This window comes from Nitratireductor lacus, from assembly GCF_056431025.1.
Map to the genome: position 1 here is coordinate 37,782 of NZ_JBWKMB010000019.1, position 21,288 is coordinate 59,069.

16 protein-coding genes and 1 tRNA gene are annotated in these 21,288 nt (G+C 61.9%); 5 read left to right on the forward strand and 12 right to left on the reverse strand.

Translation table 11 applies throughout. The features are described from left to right. Window positions 1-197: 197 nt before the first annotated feature. The 4 genes from AC07E3_RS16310 to kynU all read right to left on the reverse strand — a co-directional run bounded on the left by AC07E3_RS16310 (window position 198) and on the right by kynU (window position 6,494). Window positions 198-680 carry a MaoC family dehydratase gene (locus tag AC07E3_RS16310; protein WP_478363362.1) on the reverse strand — a complete coding sequence of 161 codons (483 nt, stop codon included), beginning with the start codon at window positions 678-680 and terminating at the stop codon, window positions 198-200. 110 nt (window positions 681-790) lie between these two features. Then, the gene (locus AC07E3_RS16315; protein ID WP_478363364.1) at window positions 791-3,913 is read right to left on the reverse strand and encodes an efflux RND transporter permease subunit; all 3,123 of its coding nucleotides are present in this window, start codon (window positions 3,911-3,913) and stop codon (window positions 791-793) included. Further along, entirely contained in the window at window positions 3,910-5,079 is a 1,170-nt protein-coding gene (locus AC07E3_RS16320; RefSeq protein ID WP_459438732.1) for an efflux RND transporter periplasmic adaptor subunit, read from the reverse strand. The genes AC07E3_RS16315 and AC07E3_RS16320 overlap by 4 nt, the downstream gene beginning before the upstream one ends. A gap of 194 nt (window positions 5,080-5,273) precedes the next feature. Further along, entirely contained in the window at window positions 5,274-6,494 is a 1,221-nt protein-coding gene (gene kynU, locus AC07E3_RS16325; RefSeq protein ID WP_478363400.1) for a kynureninase, read from the reverse strand. 87 nt (window positions 6,495-6,581) lie between these two features. Between kynU and AC07E3_RS16330 the strand changes: the two genes are divergently transcribed. Then, complete coding sequence (locus AC07E3_RS16330; protein ID WP_336069195.1) at window positions 6,582-7,346, forward strand: GntR family transcriptional regulator; 765 nt, start codon at window positions 6,582-6,584, stop codon at window positions 7,344-7,346. 109 nt (window positions 7,347-7,455) lie between these two features. Here AC07E3_RS16330 and AC07E3_RS16335 read toward each other — a convergent pair. Continuing rightward, a tRNA-Val gene (locus AC07E3_RS16335) sits at window positions 7,456-7,530 on the reverse strand. A gap of 117 nt (window positions 7,531-7,647) precedes the next feature. Beyond that, the gene (cpdR, locus tag AC07E3_RS16340; RefSeq protein WP_007008549.1) at window positions 7,648-8,010 is read right to left on the reverse strand and encodes a cell cycle two-component system response regulator CpdR; all 363 of its coding nucleotides are present in this window, start codon (window positions 8,008-8,010) and stop codon (window positions 7,648-7,650) included. A gap of 184 nt (window positions 8,011-8,194) precedes the next feature. On the opposite strand from cpdR, the gene AC07E3_RS16345 reads away from it, so the two are divergent. Further along, window positions 8,195-9,085, forward strand: a complete 891-nt coding sequence (locus AC07E3_RS16345; protein ID WP_336069198.1) for an N-formylglutamate amidohydrolase — start codon at window positions 8,195-8,197, stop codon at window positions 9,083-9,085. A 289-nt stretch (window positions 9,086-9,374) separates the two neighbouring features. Beyond that, window positions 9,375-10,145 carry a histidinol-phosphatase gene (gene hisN / locus AC07E3_RS16350; RefSeq protein WP_007008550.1) on the forward strand — a complete coding sequence of 257 codons (771 nt, stop codon included), beginning with the start codon at window positions 9,375-9,377 and terminating at the stop codon, window positions 10,143-10,145. A 6-nt stretch (window positions 10,146-10,151) separates the two neighbouring features. Here the strand turns inward: hisN and AC07E3_RS16355 are convergent, their stop codons facing one another. Next, a complete protein-coding gene (locus AC07E3_RS16355) occupies window positions 10,152-11,111 on the reverse strand; it encodes an alpha/beta fold hydrolase (RefSeq protein ID WP_478363368.1) in 960 nt (319 codons plus the stop codon). 429 nt (window positions 11,112-11,540) lie between these two features. On the opposite strand from AC07E3_RS16355, the gene AC07E3_RS16360 reads away from it, so the two are divergent. After that, complete coding sequence (locus AC07E3_RS16360; protein ID WP_007008552.1) at window positions 11,541-11,999, forward strand: Hsp20 family protein; 459 nt, start codon at window positions 11,541-11,543, stop codon at window positions 11,997-11,999. A 157-nt stretch (window positions 12,000-12,156) separates the two neighbouring features. On the opposite strand, the gene AC07E3_RS16365 is transcribed toward AC07E3_RS16360, so the two are convergent. The 5 genes from AC07E3_RS16365 to AC07E3_RS16385 form a co-directional block, all read right to left on the reverse strand. After that, window positions 12,157-12,732 carry a DoxX family protein gene (locus tag AC07E3_RS16365; RefSeq protein WP_336069207.1) on the reverse strand — a complete coding sequence of 192 codons (576 nt, stop codon included), beginning with the start codon at window positions 12,730-12,732 and terminating at the stop codon, window positions 12,157-12,159. Then, the gene (locus tag AC07E3_RS16370) at window positions 12,732-13,547 is read right to left on the reverse strand and encodes an HvfC/BufC N-terminal domain-containing protein (RefSeq protein ID WP_478363370.1); all 816 of its coding nucleotides are present in this window, start codon (window positions 13,545-13,547) and stop codon (window positions 12,732-12,734) included. Before AC07E3_RS16370 ends, AC07E3_RS16365 begins: the two co-directional genes overlap by 1 nt. Further along, window positions 13,531-14,451, reverse strand: a complete 921-nt coding sequence (gene bufB / locus AC07E3_RS16375) for an MNIO family bufferin maturase (protein ID WP_223006193.1) — start codon at window positions 14,449-14,451, stop codon at window positions 13,531-13,533. The genes AC07E3_RS16370 and bufB overlap by 17 nt, the downstream gene beginning before the upstream one ends. A 44-nt stretch (window positions 14,452-14,495) precedes the next feature. Then, on the reverse strand, window positions 14,496-14,801 hold the full coding sequence (locus AC07E3_RS16380) for a BufA1 family periplasmic bufferin-type metallophore (RefSeq protein WP_007008556.1): 306 nt from the start codon (window positions 14,799-14,801) through the stop codon (window positions 14,496-14,498). Between the two features lie 149 nt (window positions 14,802-14,950). Beyond that, window positions 14,951-16,003: a threonine aldolase family protein gene (locus AC07E3_RS16385; RefSeq protein WP_478363372.1), complete on the reverse strand. Its 1,053-nt coding sequence runs from the start codon at window positions 16,001-16,003 to the stop codon at window positions 14,951-14,953. A 548-nt stretch (window positions 16,004-16,551) separates the two neighbouring features. Here AC07E3_RS16385 and gltB point away from each other — a divergent pair. Beyond that, the gene (gene gltB, locus AC07E3_RS16390) at window positions 16,552-21,285 is read left to right on the forward strand and encodes a glutamate synthase large subunit (protein WP_478363374.1); all 4,734 of its coding nucleotides are present in this window, start codon (window positions 16,552-16,554) and stop codon (window positions 21,283-21,285) included. Window positions 21,286-21,288: the final 3 nt, after the last annotated feature.

The window sequence follows — 21,288 nt, forward strand, 5'->3', positions numbered from 1 at the left end:
ATAACGGGAACGCGGTCAACAATCTGAAATGACACGCTATTTATTTTGATGAATAGCTTCCGCGAAGCGGGCAGGCAATTCTCTTAAGGCTTGTAACGTTAATGCCGGCGACTCTTCTCTTGAAAGGTGGCAGCGCCTGTCGGGTGCTGAACGGCCCTGTGTCGCTTTGATGAGATTGCAGGAAACCGCCAGACCGGTCAGTCGTCCTTTGTCCGGTCGGGCATCGCCAGTGTCAGCCAATGCGCGGTGAGAGCGGGCTTCATCGAGTTCTCGATCTCCACGGAGACATCGTAGTTGACCTCGGCAATGCCCGATGGGCGCAGCTTGATCGCGGCGAGAACAAAACGGGCGCGGATGCGGGCGCCGCATCGCACCGGTGCCAGAAAACGGATGCGCTCGAAGCCGAAGTTCACGCCCATGGCAGACCCCTCGAGCCGCGGCACGGCTTCGAACACCATGGTCGACAGCAGCGACAGCGACAGGAAACCGTGCGCGATGGTGCCGCCATAGGGCGTTTCCCGGGCCGCGCGCTCGGGGTTGGTATGGATGAACTGGTGATCGTCCGTCGCCGCGGCGAACTGATCGATCATCTCCTGGGTGACGACACGCCAGTTGGACAGGCCGACTTCCTGCCCTACCAGTTTCTCGGCTTCTTCAATGCTGATTGTCCCGGTGGTCAACGGGGCACTCCGTGGCTGTTGAACTGGTTGCGCGGTGTGCTTCCCCACCCGCGCGCCGCGCACAGATACAGTTTTGTACTGCGATTGTCACCCGCCTGAAGAGGCATCCGTCAGGATGCCTTCCCGCCGATCCGCGACGCGTGGTCAAGTTCGCGTTGGAGCCTCGCTTCCTCCTCCACCTTTGGGGTGATGAAACGCCCGAGCATCAGATAGGCAACCGGGGTGAGGAAGAGGGTCGACAGCGTCGAAAGGCCGAGACCTCCAACGATCACCCAGCCAAGTGCGATGCGCGCTTCCGCGCCTGCGCCGCTTGCGAGCACCAGCGGCACGCCCCCGACAATCGTACAGATCATTGTCATGGCCACCGGACGCAGGCGGATCAACGATGCCTCCTCGATGGCCTCGCGCACGCCCAGCCCGCGATCGCGGAGCTGGTTGGCGAACTCGACGATGAGAATGCCGTTCTTGGCCATGATGCCGACGAGGAGCACGAGGCCGATCTGGCTGTAGACGTTGAGGCTGGTGCCCGTCAGAAGCATGGCGAACACGGCGCAGGCGAGCCCGAGCGGAACCGTGGCCATGATGATGATTGCGCTGACGAAGCTCTCGAACTGGGCTGCCAGAACGAGGAGGATGATGACCAGCGCAAAACCGAAAATGATCAGCATCGAGTTGGCGGTCTCGCCAAGTGCGGCTGCTTCTCCGAGCGGCACAAGCCGCATGCCCGGTTCGAGCAGGGGCGCGGCGATCTCCTGCGCCCGCTGATAGGCTTCGCCGAGTGCCACATCGCCGAGCGCGGCGTTGATGCCGACCGAACGCAACTGATCCTCGCGCGAAAGCGATGGCGGTACGGCCTGCTCCTTCAGAGTGGCGATGACGGACAAAGGCACGAAGCGTCCGTCGCCGGCCTTGATGTAGATGTTCTCCAGATCGGTGGGATCGTTCACCGGATTGGTGGTCGAAACCAGTTTGACGTCGACGCTGCGGTCGTCGATGAAGACCGAGCCGATTTTGCGGCCATCGAGCATCGCCTGGATCGTGTTGCCAAGGCCGTCGATGTCGATCCCCAGATCGAACGCGCGGTCGCGGTCGATGGCGATGGAAAGCTGGGGCTGCGTCGTGTCGTCGGAGAGGCGGGCCTGACGGAAGTCCGGATCCTCGTCCATGGCCGCGACGATCTTTTCTGCGGTCTCCGTCAGTTTTGCGTAATTGTTGCCGGCGATTGCGAAACTCAGTCCGTTGCCCGCACCGCGGATGCCAAGACTGTTGGGCTGGAAGACGAAGGCGCGTACGCCGGGTTCATTGCGCACGCGGGTGGAAATGTCGGCAACGATCTCCTGCTGGCTGCGCGTGCGGCTTTCCCAGTCGGCCAGACGCAGAACCAGGAAGCCGCTGTTGGAAGAGCCGCGGCCGGCGATCGAGAATGTGCTGACCACTTCTCCGCTGTCGCGCAGCGGCTCTATCAGCGCTTCGATGCGGCGCATCCGTTCTGCAAAGTAGTCCAGGCTGACACCCTGTGGTGCCGAAACACGCATGAAGGCAATCGAGCGATCTTCGCTCGGCGTGATTTCGGATTTGATGAAGCCGAACGCGCCATAGGCGGCCGCCGCGAAGAGAACCGAAATCACGATCACCAGGGCAGGCGCGTTGAGGCAGGCATGCAGGCAGCGTCGATAGATGGTGGAAAGGGCCCGCCCGGCGCGTGCGCCCATTCCGGTGGCCTCCCCCGCTTCGCCTTCGGGATGGGAGGCCAGCATGCGGGACGCCAGCATCGGGCAGAGCGAGAGCGCCACAATGGAAGAAAGAAAAACCGCCATGGCCAGAACGAAGCCGAATTCCTTGAAGAGGCCGCCTGCCTGCCCCGGCAGGAAGGAAATGGGCACAAAGACCGCGATCAGCGTCGCCGTCGTTGCCAGCACTGCGAAGAAGACTTCCTGTGTGCCGAGCACGGCGGCTGCGCGCGCGCCCATGCCTTCATTGCGCCGGCGCACGATGTTTTCCAGCACCACGATGGCGTCGTCCACCACGAGCCCGGTGGCCAGGACGAGCGCCAGAAGGGTGAGGATGTTGATGGAAAAGCCGGTCAGATAGATGGTCGCCAGAGTGCCGATCAGCGCGACCGGAATGGCGAGGCCGGGGATGATTGTCGCGCGGACGTCGCGCAGGAAGATGAAGATGACCAGAAGGACCACCGTCACGGCGATCATCAGTGCGATCTCTACCTCATGGATGGCGCCGTTGATAAAGGTCGCATCATCGCTGGTGACCTCGATGTCGACCCCTTCGGGCAGGACCTCGCGCACGTCCTCCACCGCCTTGCGGACGCCGGTGGAAATCTCGAGCGTGTTCGACTGTGCCTGGCGCACGATGCCCAGCCCGATGCCGGTGCGGCCATTGGCGCGCAACTGGCTTTCTCCCAGATCGCCGCCAAGTGTTACCGTCGCGACCTCTCCCAGCCGGACGTAGTCCTTGAGATAGATCGCTTCGAACTCTTCCGGTGTGGAGATGGCGGCCGTGGCGCGCACGGTCAGGTCCTGGGTCGTGTTGCTGAGGGAGCCTGCCGGCGTGTCGAACGCGACCGTGCCGAGTGCCTGCGAAACGTCGGCGACCGTCAGTCCCATGCTGGAGAGTTTCGTCTGGTCGATGTCGACGCGGAAAATCTCGGTCCGGTCTCCATAGACCTGCACGTCGGCGACACCGGGCACGGCGGAAAAGGCATCGACGACTTCATCCTCGACCAGCGTCGTCAGTTCCTGCACCGGCATGCTCGCAGAGGTGAGCGCAATGCGCATCACCGCCTGCGCATCATTGTCGGATTTGATGATGCGCGGCGCATCCGCATCATCGGGAAGGCTGTTCTGGATGCGGCTCACCGCATCGCGCAGGTCGGATGCGGCGGTGTCCAGATTGACACTGTCGCTGAATTCCACCGTCACCCGGCTGCGGCCGTAGGAAGAATCCGACGAGATCGCCACCACGCCCGAGACACGGGCCGCGGCACCTTCGATGATGGCGGTCACCTCGCGGTCCATCGTTTCTGCGGCGGCGCCGGAAAAATTGGTGGAAACGGTGATGACCGGGCGATCGACATCCGGCAGTTCGCGGACTTCGATGCCGAAGAGGGCGGCAAGACCCGCCACGGCAATCAGCGTGTTGAAAACAAAGGCCAGAACCGGCCGCCGGACGAAGAGAGCGGTGATGCCCGCCTGGGCGTTGTGAAGCGTCTCCTTCACGTCGCGGACCCTTCCGCATTGGCAAGTCTTGCGCCGGCATTGGCCGGATTGCCCGCCGTTTCAACGGGTGCGCCCTCGCGCACATTGTGGATGCCCTGGGTGACGACAAGGTCGTTCTCGCCGAACTCGGCATCGACCAGAACGCTGTCGGCATTGCGCTGGACGATGCGCACCGGCTTCTGCCGCGCCATGCCGTTTTCAACGGTCCAGACGAACGGCCCGTCAGAACTCCACTGGATCGCCAGCGGGTCGATAGCCGGATAGGTTTCGCCGGGGAAGCGCATGGAAATGGTGAATGCCATTCCGGCCCGCAGCCGGTCGTCGGGATTGTCGATGCGTCCCTCGATGCGCAGCGTGCGACTTTCCGGGTCGATGCGATTGTCGATGGCGCTGATTTCGCCTTCATGGACCGAAGATGCCCGGGCGACCGAGGTGGCCGTCAGCGGCGAACCAATGTCGATCAGGTCGGCGTAGCGCTCGGGGATCCAGAAATCCACCAGGATCTGCGACCGGTCGTCAATGCTGGCGATTTCCGTGCTGCTCGTCACATAGCTGCCTGCCGAGATCGGCAGGATGCCGACCGTGCCGTCGATGGGGGCGGTGATGGAGCGGCGTTCAAGTGCGAGTTCGGCTTCACGTTTGGCCAGTTCTGCATTGCGCAGCGCAAGCTCGGCTTCGTTCTGCTGCACCACGCTCACCGTGTTGGATGTGCGCAGTGCCTTGATGCGTTCGAGCGTCGCCCGGGCGTCATCAAGGGCGATTACGGCACGGTCCAGAGCGATTTCCTCGGAATCGGAATCGAGCCTGGCAATAAGGTCACCGGTCTTCACCTCAGCGCCGGACGTGACCGCAATTTCAACCAGCGTGCCCGCCGTGAGCGGATTGACGATGACCGAGCGTCGCGCCCTGCCGGTGCCGATGGCGGAAAGCCTGTCGTTGATTGTCGCTTGGGTGATGGGTGCGGTCACCACTGGACCGGGCGCGCCTCCGCCGCGGCCTCCGCGCTGCGGTCCGCGCGCTGCGGTGTTTTCTGCAGAGGTTTGGCTGGGAGAGACAAGACCCGCACGCGCCAGCACATCCTGTGCGCCCGGATAGTACAGGAACCATGCAAAGGCTGCTGCAATAAGAATGATGAGGCAGGCAACTGCCTGTTTCCAGAAAGACATGCACGCTCCGGCTATTCGGTCTTGGCAATGGAGGCGGCGCTCGTCAGCCGGTATACCGGTCGCTTCAGGCCATGTTCTTTATGCCAGCTTCCGGGCGGCTTTTCATCTTTTCTAGTATTAAATTATCGTAAGGCTACGGGAGCCAGACGGAGCCGTTTCCCGAACAGCTCCGCCAATCAGACAGGGAGCAGGTGTCACGTCACCTTCGCGCGCGTGCGATATTCTTCCCGGTCCCAGAGCTTCTGCCGCAAGACACGTTCCAGAATTTCCGCAGCGGCCAAGATGTCGGTGTGCCGCAGGTAAAGCGGTGTCATGCCAAACCGCAGAATGTCGGGAGCGCGAAAATCGCCGATCACGCCATTGGCGATGAGGGCCTGCATGATCGCGTAGCCTTCAGGATGCCGGAACGACACCTGGCTGCCGCGCTGTTCATGCACGCGGGGTGTCACCAGTTCCAGTTCCGGGCAGCGATGCTCGACCTCGGCTATGAACCGATCGCACAATTCCTGCGACTTCTGCCGCACCAGCGCAATGTCGACGCCCTCGAAGGCGTCAAGCGCGATGTTGAGCGCGGAGAGGGAGAGGATCGGCGGTGTGCCCACCTTCATTCGGCCTATGCCGTCTGCCGGCCTGTAATCGGTGGTGAACGCAAAGGGGGCGTCGTGCCCCATCCAGCCCGAAAGAGCCGGGGCGACGTCTTCCAGATGGCGTTCTGCGACATAAAGGAAGGCTGGCGCCCCGGGACCGCCATTCAGGTATTTGTAGCCGCAGCCGATGGCGAAATCCGCCCCGGCGGCATCGAGGTGGACGGGAAAAGCGCCAGCGCTGTGGCACAGATCCCAGATTGCCAACGCGCCCTTGCCGTGAATGTGCTTCGTCATGGCCTCCATGTCGTAGCGCTCGCCGGTCCGGTAGTCGACTTCCGTCAGCAGCACTGCGGCAACGGTTTCGTCCACGGCTTCTTCCATCGTGTCGGCTGTGGCAAGTTTCAGCTCATAGCCCTGACCAAGGAGGCGGGTAAGCCCGTCGGCGACATAAAGATCGGTTGGAAAATTGTTGCTGTCAGAGAGAATGACACGCCGATCCGGTCGCAGGGAGAGGGCTGCGGAAAGCACCTTGAAGACATTGATCGACGTGGAATCGCCAACGGTCACGCAGTTCGCGCCGGCGCCGACAAGGGCAGCGATTTTTCCGGCGACCCGGGATGGCAGGTCAATCCAGCCGGCGTCGTTCCAGCCGCGCACCAGGCGTTCGCCCCACTGGTGTTCGATCACGTCGCGCATGCGATCGCCAAGACCTGCCGGCAGGACGCCAAGGCTGTTGCCATCCAGATAGATAACGCCTTCCGGAAGCGTAAATCTGGAACGATACGCCTTCAGCGGGTCGAGCCTGTCGCTCTCCTGGGCATTTGCCATCGTGTCTGCGTTCTGATTTGGTTTGGCTACGCTCATTTGATCAAAGCTCTATTGGCTCGCAAGATTATATATAATATGATTGATTATATGAAATCTGAGGTCAAGACAATGCCACAGAGCGATCCGCTGGAGCCCGAGGGAGCGCTTGCTGCCCTCAAGCGGGATATTGTCAGTGGTGTTCTGGCGCCCGGTGCGCCCCTGCGTCTGATGGCGCTGTCGAAGCGTTATGGTGTCGGGTACACGCCGCTGCGCGAAGCACTGTCGCGGCTTGAAGAGGCGGGCCTTGCCGTTCTCAGCCCCAATCGCGGCTACCGTGTAGCATCGGTCTCGGTTGCGGAACTGGAAGATCTCGAGCAGGCGCGGGCTGTCGTGGAAACGGCGCTTCTGGAGGACGCCATAGCCCATGGCGATCTGGAATGGGAAAGCGCCATCGTGGCGTGTCACCATCGGTTGGCACGCGCCTCTGCCGCCCTTTGCAGCGATCGTGCAGCGGCATTCGTCTCCTGGATGGATGCGCATGATGCCTTCCATGGATCGCTTCTCGCCGCTGCCAGATCAGGCTGGCTGAAATCCTTTCAGAGGCAGATTTCCGAACAGCTGAGGCGGCACCATCAGGCGCTTCTGTTTACGCCAGATGGTGATGCGGGGCGTGAAGCCGAACACGATGCGCCGACGCTGGCGTTGCTGGAAGAAGCGCTGTCCCTTGCCAACCACACGCGGCTGATGGAGGCGGCGCTGGCACGCGATGCGGTGCGCGCGGCCGCGCTCCTGCGCGAACACGTTCAGTTCACGCTGGCGGTCTATCGGTCGGCAGCGGCGCGACCGGGCGGCGGGCCGCCCCTTCAGGCATGACGCCGGGCAGGGGAGGTCAGCTAGTTTGCGGCTGCGTCGACGCCAACTGAAGTTGTGCGTTAGAGCCACGGGCTCTTTTGGTAAAATACTTATTTTTATGGGAAACGGATGGTGGGCGTGACTGGGATTGAACCAGTGACCCCTACGATGTCAACGTAGTGCTCTCCCGCTGAGCTACACGCCCATCCGACGCCGCGCATAGATCATAAAATTGCGGCAGGCGTCAATAGGTAGTTTGGGGATTTTACGGCAATTTCGACAACCGTCCCGGATGCCGCGCTTTCCCCGCCGGAAACCCGGTTCAGGCCGCCTGTAGAAGTTTCTCCACCTCGTTGACGAGATCGCGCAGATGGAAGGGCTTGGACAGGACTTTTGCGTCCTGGGGTGCATTCGAATCGGGGTTCAGCGCCACGGCGGCAAAACCCGTGATGAACATCACCTTTAAGTCCGGATCGATTTCCGTCGCGCGCCTGGCGAGTTCGATGCCGTCCATCTCCGGCATCACGATGTCGGTCAAAAGGAGAGAGAAAGGCTCTTCGCGCAGCCGGTCATAGGCGCCCGCGCCATTGTCGAAGTCGACGACTTCGTAACCTGCCCGTTCCAGCGCCTTCACGAGAAAGCGCCTCATGTCGTTATCGTCTTCCGCCAGGAGAATCCGTGCCATTGTGCCGTCCGAATCGTGCGAGAGCGGTCGTCCCGCAAACCGCTTGTATGTCATCAGCTATATGATTCTCGCGTGGTAAATATCAAGTGAATCCTTATGGGCCAGTCTGTGGAGCGGCTGGACAGGCGCGCGCGCCGGTGGCAGGCTTTGCAGGGACAAGGCTTGGCGGAGGCGTAAAACACGGATGAATGCTGCAGCGGATTTCGGGAAGATTCCGGCTTTCGAGGTGCATGCCCCAGCGTCGCAGGAGGCGCCGTTCGTCTTCAATTCGCCGCACAGCGGGCGTCATTATCCGCAGCGTTTTCTTGAAATGAGCCGGCTTGATGCCACCGTGATCCGGCGTTCGGAAGACTGTTATGTGGATGAGCTCTTTTCCGGCGTGATCGCCTGCGGCGCGCCTCTCCTGACCGCCAATTTCCCGCGCGCCTATCTCGATGTGAACCGGGAGCCCTGGGAACTCGATCCGCGCATGTTTTCCGAGCCGGTGCCGCCCTACGCCAACATCCGCTCGCCGCGGGTGGCCGGCGGGCTCGGCACCGTGCCCAAGCTGGTCGGCGAGGGGCTCGACATCTATCAGGGCCGGTTGCCGCTGGCCGAAGCCGTTTCGCGCATCGAGGCGATCTACCAGCCCTATCATGAATGTCTCAAACGGCTTCTGATCGACACGCATTGCGCGTTCGGTCATGGCATTCTGATCGACTGTCATTCCATGCCGGCGGGGGTGCGTTCGGGAGACGGCAGCCTGCGGCCCGATTTCATCATCGGCGACCGCTTCGGCGTGTCGGCCGCGCCCGTCCTGACGGAATGGGTGGTCGGCCTTTTATCGGCGCGCGGCTATTGCGTCGTCCACAACAAGCCCTATGCCGGTGGCTTCATCACTGAGCATTACGGCCGCCCCGCCCAGGGGCTCCATGCGCTGCAGATCGAGATCAACCGCAGCCTCTATATGGATGAACGGACGCTCGAGAAGACCCCGGGATTCAACGCCCTGATGGATGACCTGACAGATTTCGCCCGCGAACTGATGCTGACCGCCGGGCGGCATTTCACCGATCTTCCCCTCGCAGCCGAGTGATCTGCAGATTTTTCGCAATGCAGCATGAGTTTCCCTCAGCCGGGAAGGGCGGGGTAAAAAAAGACCGCATCGCATGGGCGACGCGGCCTAAAGTCTAGGGAGGAAACGCCCAAAAGGGCATTCGGCAGATAAACTGCCTGAAAGAAAGTTTATGTTGCATTGCAGCATTGTCAAGCGTTAACCGTTCGACAACCATTGCAAACGGTCGCATTCGCGGCGAAGATCGCGTCCGACCATCCGCCTGTCAGCCGAATCCAGAAATCCCAAATTCAGAATTCAGGAGTTCCCCATGACCGTGTCGCCGGCCCTCATGCGCCGCATTGCCGAGGCTGCCGCAGAACAGACCCTGCCGCGCTTTCGCCAGCCGGTGCTGATCGACAACAAGGTCGATGGCGGTTTCGACCCGGTCACGGAGGCCGATCGCGAGGCCGAGAAGGCGATACGCGCGCTGATCGGCGAGGCCTATCCCGATCATGGCATACTGGGCGAGGAATTCGGCCTTGAGGGCGAGGCGAGCGATCATCGCTGGATCATCGACCCCATCGACGGCACACGCGCTTTCATCTCCGGCCTGCCGCTGTGGGGAACGCTGGTGGGGCTCACCGTGTCGGGCCGCGCGGTTGCGGGCATGATGTCCCAGCCCTTCACGGGCGAGCTTTTCTATACGGTCGGCGAGGGCGCCCATTATGAGGGACCGGGCGGTGCGCGGTCATTGAAAACCCGCGACACGACCGAGCTTGCCGATGCCACGCTGTGCACCACCACGCCTGCGCTGTTCGATGCGCTGCGCCGTCCCGCCTATGACCGGGTGGAAAAATCCGTCTGCCTCGCCCGCTACGGCACTGACTGCTACGCCTATGCCATGCTGGCGGCGGGGCAGATCGACCTCGTCGTCGAAACGGCCCTGCAGCCTTACGACATTGTCGCGCTCGTCCCGATCATCGAGCAGGCGGGCGGGGTGATCACGAACTGGGCCGGCGGCCGGCCCGAAAGCGGCGGGGATATCGTTGCTGCTGCCACGCCCCAGCTCCATGAAAAGGCAATGGCGCTCCTGCGCTGACACGGTTCAGAAGTCGATGTCGCCTGTTCCTTCCACAAAGGCGAAGAAGGCCGCCAGCGCCTGCTCGCGGTAGCGGTCGGCCTCCTGCAGAAGTTCGTGGCGCGCGCCATCGATCGTCAGCAGCGAACCACTGCGCAGGTGTCGGGCATAGGTTTCGATGGCGCTGTTGGAAACGACACGGTCGCTTCCGGCTGCGAGAATCAGCGAGGGAATGTGCAGCCGGGCCATGAAGTCCGGATCCGTCACCTGCTCGACGGCGCGGAACATGGCACGCGTCCAGGCCACCGTCGGGCCATTGATGGCAAGCCCCGGCCATGCCGTCACCGTCGCGCGGTTGCGGTTGAAGCGCTCGGGGTCGGAACTCAGCGCCGCGGGTGAGAAATCCGGTGTCTTCAGCCGGTTGCGCCGGCCCGGCATATACATTTTTCCAAGCCCGATTGCGTAGAGAAACCGGGCGAGGCGCGCCACCCAGACCGTTGTGGCCGGCGAGCCGGCAAGGCCGAGCAGCGGCGCGCAAAGCACCATGCGGCGCACACGGTTGGTGAGGCTGGGGGAGGCCAGAAGGGCAATCAGCACGCCCGTTGAGTGGGCAAGGATGTAGTAAGGGCCCCGGCAGTCCGGCAGAACGACCTGCTCAAACAGCGTGTCCAGATCGCGCACATAGTCATCGAAACTCTCCACATAGCCGCGATTGGCATTCGCCAGAAGCCGCTCGGAGCCACCCTGCCCGCGCCAGTCGAGGATCGCCGATCCATAGCCACGCTGTGCGAGGTCGTCGGCCGTCTCAAAATATTTTTCGATGTATTCGTTGCGGCCCGGAAGCAGCACCACCGTGCCACGCTTCGTCTCGCCCTGGCCGGGCACGCGCGCGTAGCGGATCGAAATCCCATCCTCTGTCTGCAACAGGCCTGCTTCAATCCCGTCTGGCGCGGGATTCTCCGGAACGGCGATGAGCAGGTCATCCATGCGGAATCATTGGCCTCAAGAGCATGGTTGAGGGGTGACGGAAGATGATATTCCTATGGATTGATAGAGCCGGGTGGGCTGAAAGGCAAGAAACGGAACGGTTCTGGGAGATCGAATGCCGGAAGCGACGTCATGCCGCTTCCGGCGTTCCGCACCGGTGGAAGGGACGTTACATCCGGTGCTTTACCCGGTGGCAACACAGGGCTGCCAATCAGGTAGAGCCACCCTATCGGGGCCAAGCTGAACGGTTTCCGAGTGCTCCGTTCATCCGCCGTTCATCTGGATCGGTCGGGCTCTTGAACCTGATTTTTGCTGTCCCCATATATTTTCTGCGGCCGCCAGAACGGGGTCGCTGGCCTCTCGGAAACGCCCATAAGCGGGTTTCGGAACATGGCCATAACGCAATGTTGCTCAACAGGAGAACAGACCATGCGTCACGTAGATTTTTCGCCTCTTTATCGTTCCACCGTCGGCTTCGACCGGCTTTTCTCGATGCTTGATACGCTCGGTCAGCCGGACAATGGCCAGACTTACCCGCCCTACAACATCGAGCGCACGGGCGAAGATGCCTATCGCATCTCGATGGCTGTCGCCGGGTTTGGCGAAGAGGACATTTCCATCGAGGCCCATCGCAACGTACTCACCGTCAAGGGCGAGAAGAGTGCCGAGCAGAAGGGCGAGAGCGAACTGCTTTATCGCGGCATCGCCTCGCGTAGCTTCGAGCGCCGTTTCCAGCTTGCCGATCATGTCGAAGTGACGGGCGCAAATCTTGAGAACGGCCTTCTGCACATTGATCTCACGCGCAACATCCCCGAGGAGATGAAGCCGCGCCGCATTCCCATCGCTTCGGTGAAGGATGCGAAGGAGATTGAGGCCAAGGCCCACTAGATCGCCGTGCGTCCATTCGGACGCACAAAGGACGATCCAGATCATATATGGAGCATCGGAATAGTCCGAAAACCGCATTCCGCGTTTCGGTCCGATGCTCGAAACCAGAGAAATGCTCATTGAGCATTGGCGGCGCCCTTGTGGCGCCGCTTCTGGTTCAGCTGTTTGAAATCGTGCGGCGGCGTGAAAGAAGCGCGTCGAGCGAGATCAACCCCGCGCCTTTGACCACGAGATAGAGAAGCAGGAAAACCCAGAGCGTGCGCTGGTCCCAGATCAGTCCGTCCGAGAACCGGTCGAACCAGGCTCCCGCCGTCTCCGAACCCACATTGTGCACGGCGATGTCCACATAGGACTGGACGAGCACGAAACCGATCATGCCGAGTGCGGCAATGCGGGTGAAGAGGCCGATCACGATCAGCAATGGCAACACGAACTCGGAATATGTCCCCATCCAGACAATGAATCCCCATGGAATGAACGACACGGCCGAAACGTTGCCCCCTGCCGCTTCCACCGCCGGCAGTGCGATCTGGTAATAGGCGCCGTCAGCGACATGAAAGAAGCCGAAAAAGCCGTCTCCGACCTTGGTTCGTGCCGAGTTCAGGAAGTAGAAATAGAGAACGGCGAAGAAGGAGAAACGGGCTGCAAAGCCCAGAAACCAGCCGTCGAGCATCCGCTCCACGGTTGAGAAGACACGCGCATGCAGCGCCTCGATTGTCTGAAACACGGCCATCAGTCCTTTTCGTCGATATCGTTGCCGGCGCGGCAGCCTTCAAACGCGCCGCTTTCAATGGTCAGGGCGATCGCCGCCTGGAGATCGAAGTCCGGCTGGCTCTCAAGCGCCAGGCCTGCGGCGTCTTGCAGGCGCACGCCCTTGCTTAAGGCCTGAAGGAAAAGAAACTGGCCGGGGTCGAGCCTTCGCACCTGCACGTTCATAGATGGCCGCGTTACAAGGGCAGCTTCGGCAATACCGGCATTGATGCGCTCGGGCATCGGGCCTCCCCGGTGCGCGGTGAAAATCGTGTAGACCGCATAGTCTGAAGAGACGAGGCGTGCGGCCGGATGCGGCGTGAAGAGCGCCGTCGCCAGCGCCTCGGGCGGCAGCGCGCCGAGATTGGCAGCAGTGAGCGGCGTCCGGTCGGCTGCGTGATAGGCATCGAGCCAGGCGCGTTCGAGCCGCGCGACGTCAGGCAGGTATTTCAGATGGCGGATCGGTGTGAAACCGGCGAGAAAATCCGCAAAATCATGCCCATATTCGAAGACGAGCCGCGAGCGCGGCGGATGTGCGCGCAGGAAATCGCGCGCGATCATGCGGAAATTCTCGTCCCCGAGGATCTGTGTCACCGCCGGGAAGATTTCGGTGAGCGCCGTGACGAGGCTGTGGGTGACATTGTTGCGGTAGACGTTGAAGCGTTTCTGCGCCGCCTTGCCGTGCGGACCGGTCACGCCCCGCGGTGTCGCACGCTCCGGATCGAGAAGCACCGCACCGAACGCGTCATCGTAAGCGGTGGACGCATTGGCCGCCACGAGGTCAGGAGTGGAGCGCATGGCGTTTCACGTTTTGCTGATGGCCACGATAACGGTCGAGAATGCGTTCGGCGGCAATGGCTTCCGAGCGCAGGACCGGCCAGTCGGGTACCTCCGAATCCCACTCGACAAGGGTATCGATCGGCCCGCAGGCCTTGATCACCGTCTCGTAGAGGCTCCACACGGGGTCGGCGACGGGCCGGTCATGGCTGTCGATCAACAGCGGCGCGCCCTCGTCATCCTCCTGCTCGTCATGGCCGGCAAGGTGGATTTCGCCCACATGCTCCAGCGGGAAATCGGCCAGGTATCCGGTGGCGCTGAAGCCGTGATTGGTTGCGGAGACGAACACATTGTTGATGTCGAGCAGCAGGCCGCAGCCCGTGCGCTTCACGATTTCACGCAGGAAATCGGTTTCCTTCCAGACAGATTCGGAAAACAGAACATAGGTGGACGGGTTTTCAAGCAGGATCGGTCCGCCGATCGCTTCCTGCACCTGATCAATATGCTCGCACACGCGCGCCAGCGTTTCGTCGGTATAGGGCAGGGGCAGGAGGTCGTTGAAAAACACATCGTCATGGGTCGACCAGGCGAGATGTTCCGACACCCTGAAGGGTTCGTATCGCTCGACGAGGCCGGCAAAACGGGCGAGGTGTTCGGGATCGAGCGGGTTCATCCCGCCGATGGACATGCACACGCCGTGCAGGGAAACGGGCAGCATGTTGCGGATTTCGGTCAGGGCGGCGTGCGGCGGTCCGCCCGCGCCCATATAGTTTTCCGCATGCACTTCCACGAAGCCGACCGAAGTCGGGTCTGCTGCGATTGCATCGAAATGCTGCGGTTTGAAACTCGCGCCGGCCCTGCCGGCGGGAGTGAATGCCGGGAGGCGGTTCTGGTTTGCGGAGTGAATTGCGAATTCGCGTGCCATCAGGCGCCTCCCGGCATTACTGGTTCAGGATGCAGTCAGGTCGATCAGGACGGCAGATCGCGATCGAGCGGCTCAAGCGAGCCCATGCGTTCGCCGGGCAGTTCCATCGTGGTGCAGGTGCCTGCATCCACATAGGTCCAGGCGTTGCCCTGATAGTCGACCTTCGAAGTGCCGGCGCAGGTGGTGCCGGGGCCGGCAGCGCAATCGTTCTTGCCGGCCATGGAAACACCATAGCACTTTTCTTTTTCCTGTGCCTGGGCAGCGGTGGTCGTGGCGAGTGTACCGGCCGACAGAGCGGCAGCGACTGTGCCGGCAATGTAGGCAGCGGTGAGTGCGGTTTTCGTGGACATGAAATGATCTCCTCTAGAGGTCGTGTCGAAGCCGGATTTCAGCTCCGGCAGGACCCGTTTTTTCAGAGGGACAGTTCACTTGGAAATCAAGCGCGCGCGAGCCACCATCACTTGGGCGTGAGGCGGTGTTTATCGCGCGCGCCTTCTGCTCAACCGTTCAGGGCCTGCCTGAACGCTTCGATCTCGGAGCGCTCGGTGGCAAAGCTGGTCACAAACCGATGAAGAACCTCTCCTGCGCTGACCTCGCTGGTAAAGGATAGAGGGGGTTTCCACGGGTAAAATTTCGCGCCCGCGGCCTGCAGTGTCTTTGCCTTCTCGGCGGTCATCAGTGCAAACACCTCATTTGCCTGTGGCTGCCAGGCGAGACGCGTGCCGTCGGCGGCCGAAATGGCAGATGCGAGGTCGGCGGCCATGGCGTTGGCGTGCTGTGCCGTCTTTAGCCATAAATCGTCCCGGAAATAGGCTTCGAACTGTGCGGCGATGAAGCGCGATTTGGAAAAGAGGTGCGCAGCGCGCTTGCGCAGGAAATGCATTTGCCCGACCTTTGCCGGGTCGAGCACGACAATGGCCTCCGCGCACCAGCAGCCATTCTTGGTCCCGCCGAAGGAGACGATGTCTACACCGCGCTTCCAGGTCATCTCTGCCGGTGTGGTTTCAAGCGCCACCAGGGCGTTGGCAAAGCGCGCGCCGTCGAGGTGCAGCGGGATGCCGGCCTCGCGGCAGATGCCGGCGATTTTCTCGATTTCCTCAAGGGAATAGAGCGTGCCGATCTCGGTTGCCTGTGTGATGGACGCCGCCATGGGCTGTCCTGCATGCACGAACTCGGCCGGATGCGCGCGGATCGCCACGTCGAGCGCATTCGGGTCCATGCGCCCCAACGGGCCTGCAACACCCTTGAGGCGCGCGCCGCCGGTCAGATATTCTGGAGCGCCGCCTTCGTCATCGATCGCGTGGGCCTCCGTGTGGCAGAAGGCAACGCCGCCGGGTTTGGCAGCCCACGCAAGCGACAGGCTGTTGGCGGCCGTGCCGGTGCCGACGAAGAACACCGCCACGTCGCGTTCGAAAATATCGCAGAAGGTTCGCTCGACCTGCCTGTCCAGATCGCCGGTACCGTAAGCCGATGCATAGCCGCCTGCATTGTTTGTGAGCGCTTCGGCGATTTGCGGATGGGCGCCGGCCCAGTTGTCGGAGGCGAAATTCATGCAGTCGATCTCTCTTTTGACCTTAAAATAAGCAGTGGCGGCGCGACATTGCGCGCTTCACCCCTCCGTATCAAGCCCCCGGGATGAGATGTTGCGGTCATTCTTTTGCTTTGCAGGATGATCTGCGGTGATGACGGATAATTTCGACAATACTTGCAGTTTGGGAATTTTCTTTCGCTTTTTGCGCAAAAAATTTGCATTTCCGTCTTGTCTGGTGTTGGTATTTCTGGCATTTCAGCGATTAGGACAGCAATCCTGTCTTATTACGTGCGGGTCATGTTACGGTGCATTGCAAACGCCTCCCCGGGTCGTGGTAATGTAGCGGTGATCGGCGCGACGAAGGCGGTCCGGCAATGACCGGAGCAAAATCCATAGGCAGGAATGCCCCGCCCAAGAACAAGAAAATGCGCCGGAGCGAACCGGTAGCGTTCCTCCGGCTTCTAAATGGAAATGCCGTGCATACACCCCGGATGGCCGCAAGGGCAGCCCGGCGACTGAACGACCGCCCAGTGAGGAGAGGCTCTGGGCAACAATAGTGAGGAATTGCGATGACGGAAATGACGCCATCTGTTTCGACCAGGTTCGAACCTGCCGCCGAGGCCGGAACGGCCACCGTCAAACGCACAGCGAAGACAATCGTGCCCGGCCTGCCGGCCGCGCAGGGCCTTTACGATCCGCGCAATGAGCATGACGCCTGCGGTGTCGGCTTTGTCGCGCATATGAAGGGCAAACGTTCGCACAGCATCGTCCAGGACGGGCTTGCCATGCTCGAAAACCTCACCCATCGCGGTGCCGTGGGGGCTGATCCGCTCGTGGGCGACGGTGCGGGAATGCTGATGCAGATCCCCGACCGTTTCTATCGTGAAGAATGGGCCGAACGCGGCGTCGAGCTTCCCGAGCCCGGCCACTATGGCGTCGGTCATTTCTTCATGCCGCGCGATGGCGTGCTGCGCGAGAAGATCGATACGATCATCGCCGACGTGGTGCGCTCGGAAGGCCAGGAGCTGATCGGTTTCCGTGATGTGCCGGTCGACAATTCCTGCCTGTCCAAGGCGCCCGAAATCGTTGCTTCCGAGCCGGTCCACCGGCAGATTTTCATCGCGCGCGGGGCGAGTATCCAGAATGAAGAGGATTTCGAGCGGCGGCTCTACATCCTGCGTAAAGTGATTTCGGGCCGTGTGCGCGAAGAGCTGGAAGGCGGCACGCATGGTTTCTACACCGTCTCGCTGTCGGCGCGCACCATCGTCTACAAGGGCATGTTCCTCGCCTATCAGCTCGGCGCCTATTATAAAGACCTGAAGGATCCGCGTTTCGAGACGGCGCTGGCTCTCGTGCACCAGCGCTTCTCCACCAACACCTTCCCCTCCTGGGAGCTGGCGCACCCCTATCGCATGGTCGCCCACAATGGCGAGATCAACACCGTGCGCGGCAACGTCAACTGGATGGCGGCGCGTCAGGCTTCGGTGGATTCGGAGCTCTTCGGCAACGACATTTCCAAGCTCTGGCCGATTTCCTATGAGGGCCAGTCCGACACGGCCTGCTTCGACAACGCGCTCGAATTCCTGTTCCAGGGCGGTTATTCGCTCGTCCATTCCATGATGATGCTGATCCCGGAAGCCTGGGCCGGCAACCGTCTGATGAGCGACGAGCGCAAGGCGTTCTACGAATACCACGCGGCGCTGATGGAGCCGTGGGATGGCCCGGCTGCCGTGGCCTTTACCGATGGCATCCAGATCGGCGCAACGCTCGACCGCAACGGCCTGCGTCCGGCGCGCTACATCGTCACCGACGACGATCGCGTTATCATGGCGTCTGAAGCCGGTGCGTTGGTGGTGCCGGAGGAGAAGATCGTCAGCAAATGGCGTCTCCAGCCCGGCCGCATGCTCCTGATCGACATGGAAGAAGGCCGCATCATCTCCGATGAAGAGGTGAAGGCGAAGATTGCCACGAAGCACCCCTTCCAGAAGTGGCTCGACAACACCCAGCTCATCCTTGAGGATCTGAAGCCGGTGGAGCCGCGCGCCCTGCGCAAGGATGTCTCCCCGCTCGATCTGCAGCAGGCCTTCGGCTACACGCAGGAAGACACGAAGATGCTGATGGCGCCCATGGCCACGACCGGCCAGGAGGGCATCGGCTCCATGGGCACCGACACGCCGATCTCGGCCATGTCCGACAAACCCAAGCTGCTCTACACCTATTTCAAGCAGAACTTTGCGCAGGTCACCAACCCGCCGATCGATCCGATCCGCGAAGAACTGGTGATGAGCCTCGTCTCCTTCATCGGCCCGCGGCCCAATATTTTCGATCTGGTCGGCTCCTCGCGCCGCAAGCGGCTTGAGGTGCGCCAGCCCATCCTCACCAATGGGGATCTGGAAAAGATCCGTTCCATCGGCCACACCGAGGACCGGTTCGACACCAAGACCATCGACGTCACCTATGCGTCCGGCGAGGGGGCTGCCGGCATGCGCGGCGCGCTGGAGCGCGTGTGCGACCGCGCCGAGGCTGCCGTTGCCGGCGGTTACAACATCATCATCCTGTCCGACCGTCAGATCGGCCCGGACCGCATCGCCATCCCGATGCTGCTTGCCACCGCCGCCGTTCATCATCACCTGATCCGCAAGGGGCTGCGCACCGCCGTCGGCCTCGTGGTCGAATCCGGCGAGCCGCGCGAGGTGCACCATTTCTGCTGTCTTGCCGGCTATGGCGCCGAGGCGATCAACCCCTATCTCGCCTTCGACACGCTGCTTGCCATGCACAAGGCCGGCGAGTTCCCGCCCGAGGTGGACCCGCAGGAGGTCGTGCAGCGCTACATCAAGGCCATCGGCAAGGGCATTCTGAAGGTCATGTCCAAGATGGGCATCTCCACCTATCAGTCCTATTGCGGTGCGCAGATTTTTGATGCCGTCGGTCTCGAAAGCGATTTCATCGAGCAGTATTTCACCAACACCGCCACCACGATTGAAGGTGTCGGGCTGGAGGAGATCGCTGCCGAAACGGCAGGTCGCCACGCTTCGGCCTTCGGCTCCGACCCGGTGCTGAAGAACGCACTCGAAGTGGGCGGCGAATACAATTACCGCATGCGCGGCGAAGCCCACATCTGGTCGCCCGATGCCGTCGCCTCCCTCCAGCATGCCGTGCGCGGCAAGTCCTTCGAGACCTATCGCGATTTCGCAAAGATGGTCGATGGCGAGGCGGCAGACGCCAAGTCCATTCGCGGCCTCTTCTCGGTCAAGACGGCCAGGGATGCCGGCCGCAAGCCTGTTTCGCTCGACGAGGTCGAGCCGGCTTCCGAAATCGTCAAGCGCTTCTCCACCGGCGCCATGTCCTTCGGCTCCATCAGCCGCGAGGCGCACACCACGCTGGCGCGCGCCATGAATGCGCTGGGCGGCAAGTCGAACACGGGCGAGGGCGGCGAGGAGCCGGACCGCTACATGCCCATGCCCGACGGTTCGGTGAACCCCGAACGCTCGGCCATCAAGCAGATCGCCAGTGGTCGCTTCGGCGTCACCACCGAATATCTCGTCAATTCCGACATGATGCAGATCAAGGTGGCGCAGGGCGCGAAGCCCGGCGAGGGCGGTCAGCTTCCCGGCCACAAGGTCGACGCCACCATCGCCAAGGTGCGCCATTCCACGCCGGGCGTCGGCCTCATTTCGCCGCCGCCGCACCACGACATCTATTCCATCGAGGATCTGGCGCAGCTCATCTATGACCTGAAAAACGTCAATCCGGAGGCCGACGTTTCCGTCAAGCTCGTCTCCGAGGTCGGCGTGGGCACGGTTGCGGCTGGCGTCGCCAAGGCACGCGCCGATCACATCACCATCTCCGGCTATGATGGCGGCACGGGCGCTTCGCCGCTCACCTCCATCAAGCATGCCGGCAGCCCGTGGGAGATGGGTCTTGCCGAAACCCACCAGACACTGGTGCTGAACGGTCTGCGCTCGCGCGTCGCGCTTCAGGTCGACGGCGGGCTGAAGACCGGCCGCGACGTCATCATCGGCGCGCTGCTCGGTGCCGACGAATATGGCTTCTCCACTGCGCCGCTCATTGCCGCCGGCTGCATCATGATGCGCAAGTGCCACCTCAACACCTGCCCCGTCGGCGTCGCCACGCAGGATCCGGTGCTGCGCAAGCGCTTCAAGGGCACGCCCGAGCACGTCATCAACTACTTCTTCTATGTCGCGGAAGAGGTGCGCCAGTATCTCGCCGATATGGGCTATACGAAGCTCGACGACATCATCGGCCAGTCGGATCTTCTCGAGAAAAACGCGATGATCGCGCACTGGAAGGCGCGTGGCCTCGATTTCACGAAAATCTTCTACAAGCCCGACGCCCCGCGCGAAGCCTTGCGCTGGACGGAACGGCAGGTCCATCCGATCGACGACATTCTCGATCGCAAGCTGATCGCGGCGGCAAAGCCCGCGCTTGAAAGCCGCGAAAAGGTGTCGCTCGACTTTCCGATCTGCAACACCGACCGGTCCGCCGGCGCGATGCTGTCGGGGGCGGTGGCAAAGCGCTACGGCCACAAGGGCCTGAAGGACAACACGATCGATGTGCGCCTCACGGGCACGGCCGGTCAGTCCTTCGGTGCCTTCCTGGCGCGCGGCGTCACCTTCACATTGCATGGCGATGCGAACGACTATGTGGGCAAGGGTCTGTCGGGTGGGCGTATCGTCATTCGTCCGACGGACGATTCGAAGATTGTCGCGGAAGAGTCCATCATTGTCGGCAACACCGTGCTTTACGGTGCCACCGAGGGTGAGTGCTACTTCCGGGGCGTTGCGGGCGAGCGTTTTGCGGTTCGTAATTCGGGTGCCGTTGCGGTGGTCGAAGGCGTTGGCGATCATGGCTGTGAATACATGACCGGCGGCGTTGTCGTCGTGCTCGGCCAGACGGGCCGCAACTTCGCAGCCGGCATGTCGGGCGGCGTCGCCTATGTGCTGGACGAGGCCGGCGATTTTGCCGAGCGCTGCAACATGGCCATGGTCGAGCTCGATCCGGTGCCGGAGGAAGACGACATCCTTGAAAAGCTGCACCACCACGGCGGCGACCTCATGCATAAGGGGCGCGTCGACGTATCCGGCGACATGACCCGGCACGATGAGGAGCGTCTGGCGCAGCTCATTTCCAACCATCTCCACTATACGGGCTCTGAGCGGGCGCGCACCATTCTGGACAACTGGGCGGACTATCGGCCCAAATTCCGCAAGGTAATGCCGGTTGAGTACCGCCGTGCGCTTGAGGAGATGGAACGCATGAAACTGGGGCTGGCGGCGGAATAGCCG

Excerpts from the sequence above, each read along its gene's own strand:
- AC07E3_RS16355 (WP_478363368.1), bottom strand. The coding sequence starts at position 11,111 with ATGGATGACCTGCTCATCGCCGTTCCGGAGAATCCCGCGCCAGACGGG.
- gltB (WP_478363374.1), top strand. The coding sequence starts at position 16,552 with ATGACGGAAATGACGCCATCTGTTTCGACCAGGTTCGAACCTGCCGCC.
- bufB (WP_223006193.1), bottom strand. The coding sequence starts at position 14,451 with ATGGCACGCGAATTCGCAATTCACTCCGCAAACCAGAACCGCCTCCCG.
- AC07E3_RS16385 (WP_478363372.1), bottom strand. The coding sequence starts at position 16,003 with ATGAATTTCGCCTCCGACAACTGGGCCGGCGCCCATCCGCAAATCGCC.
- hisN (WP_007008550.1), top strand. The coding sequence starts at position 9,375 with ATGACCGTGTCGCCGGCCCTCATGCGCCGCATTGCCGAGGCTGCCGCA.
- AC07E3_RS16320 (WP_459438732.1), bottom strand. The coding sequence starts at position 5,079 with ATGTCTTTCTGGAAACAGGCAGTTGCCTGCCTCATCATTCTTATTGCA.
- AC07E3_RS16370 (WP_478363370.1), bottom strand. The coding sequence starts at position 13,547 with ATGCGCTCCACTCCTGACCTCGTGGCGGCCAATGCGTCCACCGCTTAC.
- kynU (WP_478363400.1), bottom strand. The coding sequence starts at position 6,494 with ATGGCAAATGCCCAGGAGAGCGACAGGCTCGACCCGCTGAAGGCGTAT.
- AC07E3_RS16345 (WP_336069198.1), top strand. The coding sequence starts at position 8,195 with ATGAATGCTGCAGCGGATTTCGGGAAGATTCCGGCTTTCGAGGTGCAT.
- AC07E3_RS16365 (WP_336069207.1), bottom strand. The coding sequence starts at position 12,732 with ATGGCCGTGTTTCAGACAATCGAGGCGCTGCATGCGCGTGTCTTCTCA.
- AC07E3_RS16380 (WP_007008556.1), bottom strand. The coding sequence starts at position 14,801 with ATGTCCACGAAAACCGCACTCACCGCTGCCTACATTGCCGGCACAGTC.
- AC07E3_RS16330 (WP_336069195.1), top strand. The coding sequence starts at position 6,582 with ATGAAATCTGAGGTCAAGACAATGCCACAGAGCGATCCGCTGGAGCCC.
- AC07E3_RS16360 (WP_007008552.1), top strand. The coding sequence starts at position 11,541 with ATGCGTCACGTAGATTTTTCGCCTCTTTATCGTTCCACCGTCGGCTTC.
- cpdR (WP_007008549.1), bottom strand. The coding sequence starts at position 8,010 with ATGGCACGGATTCTCCTGGCGGAAGACGATAACGACATGAGGCGCTTT.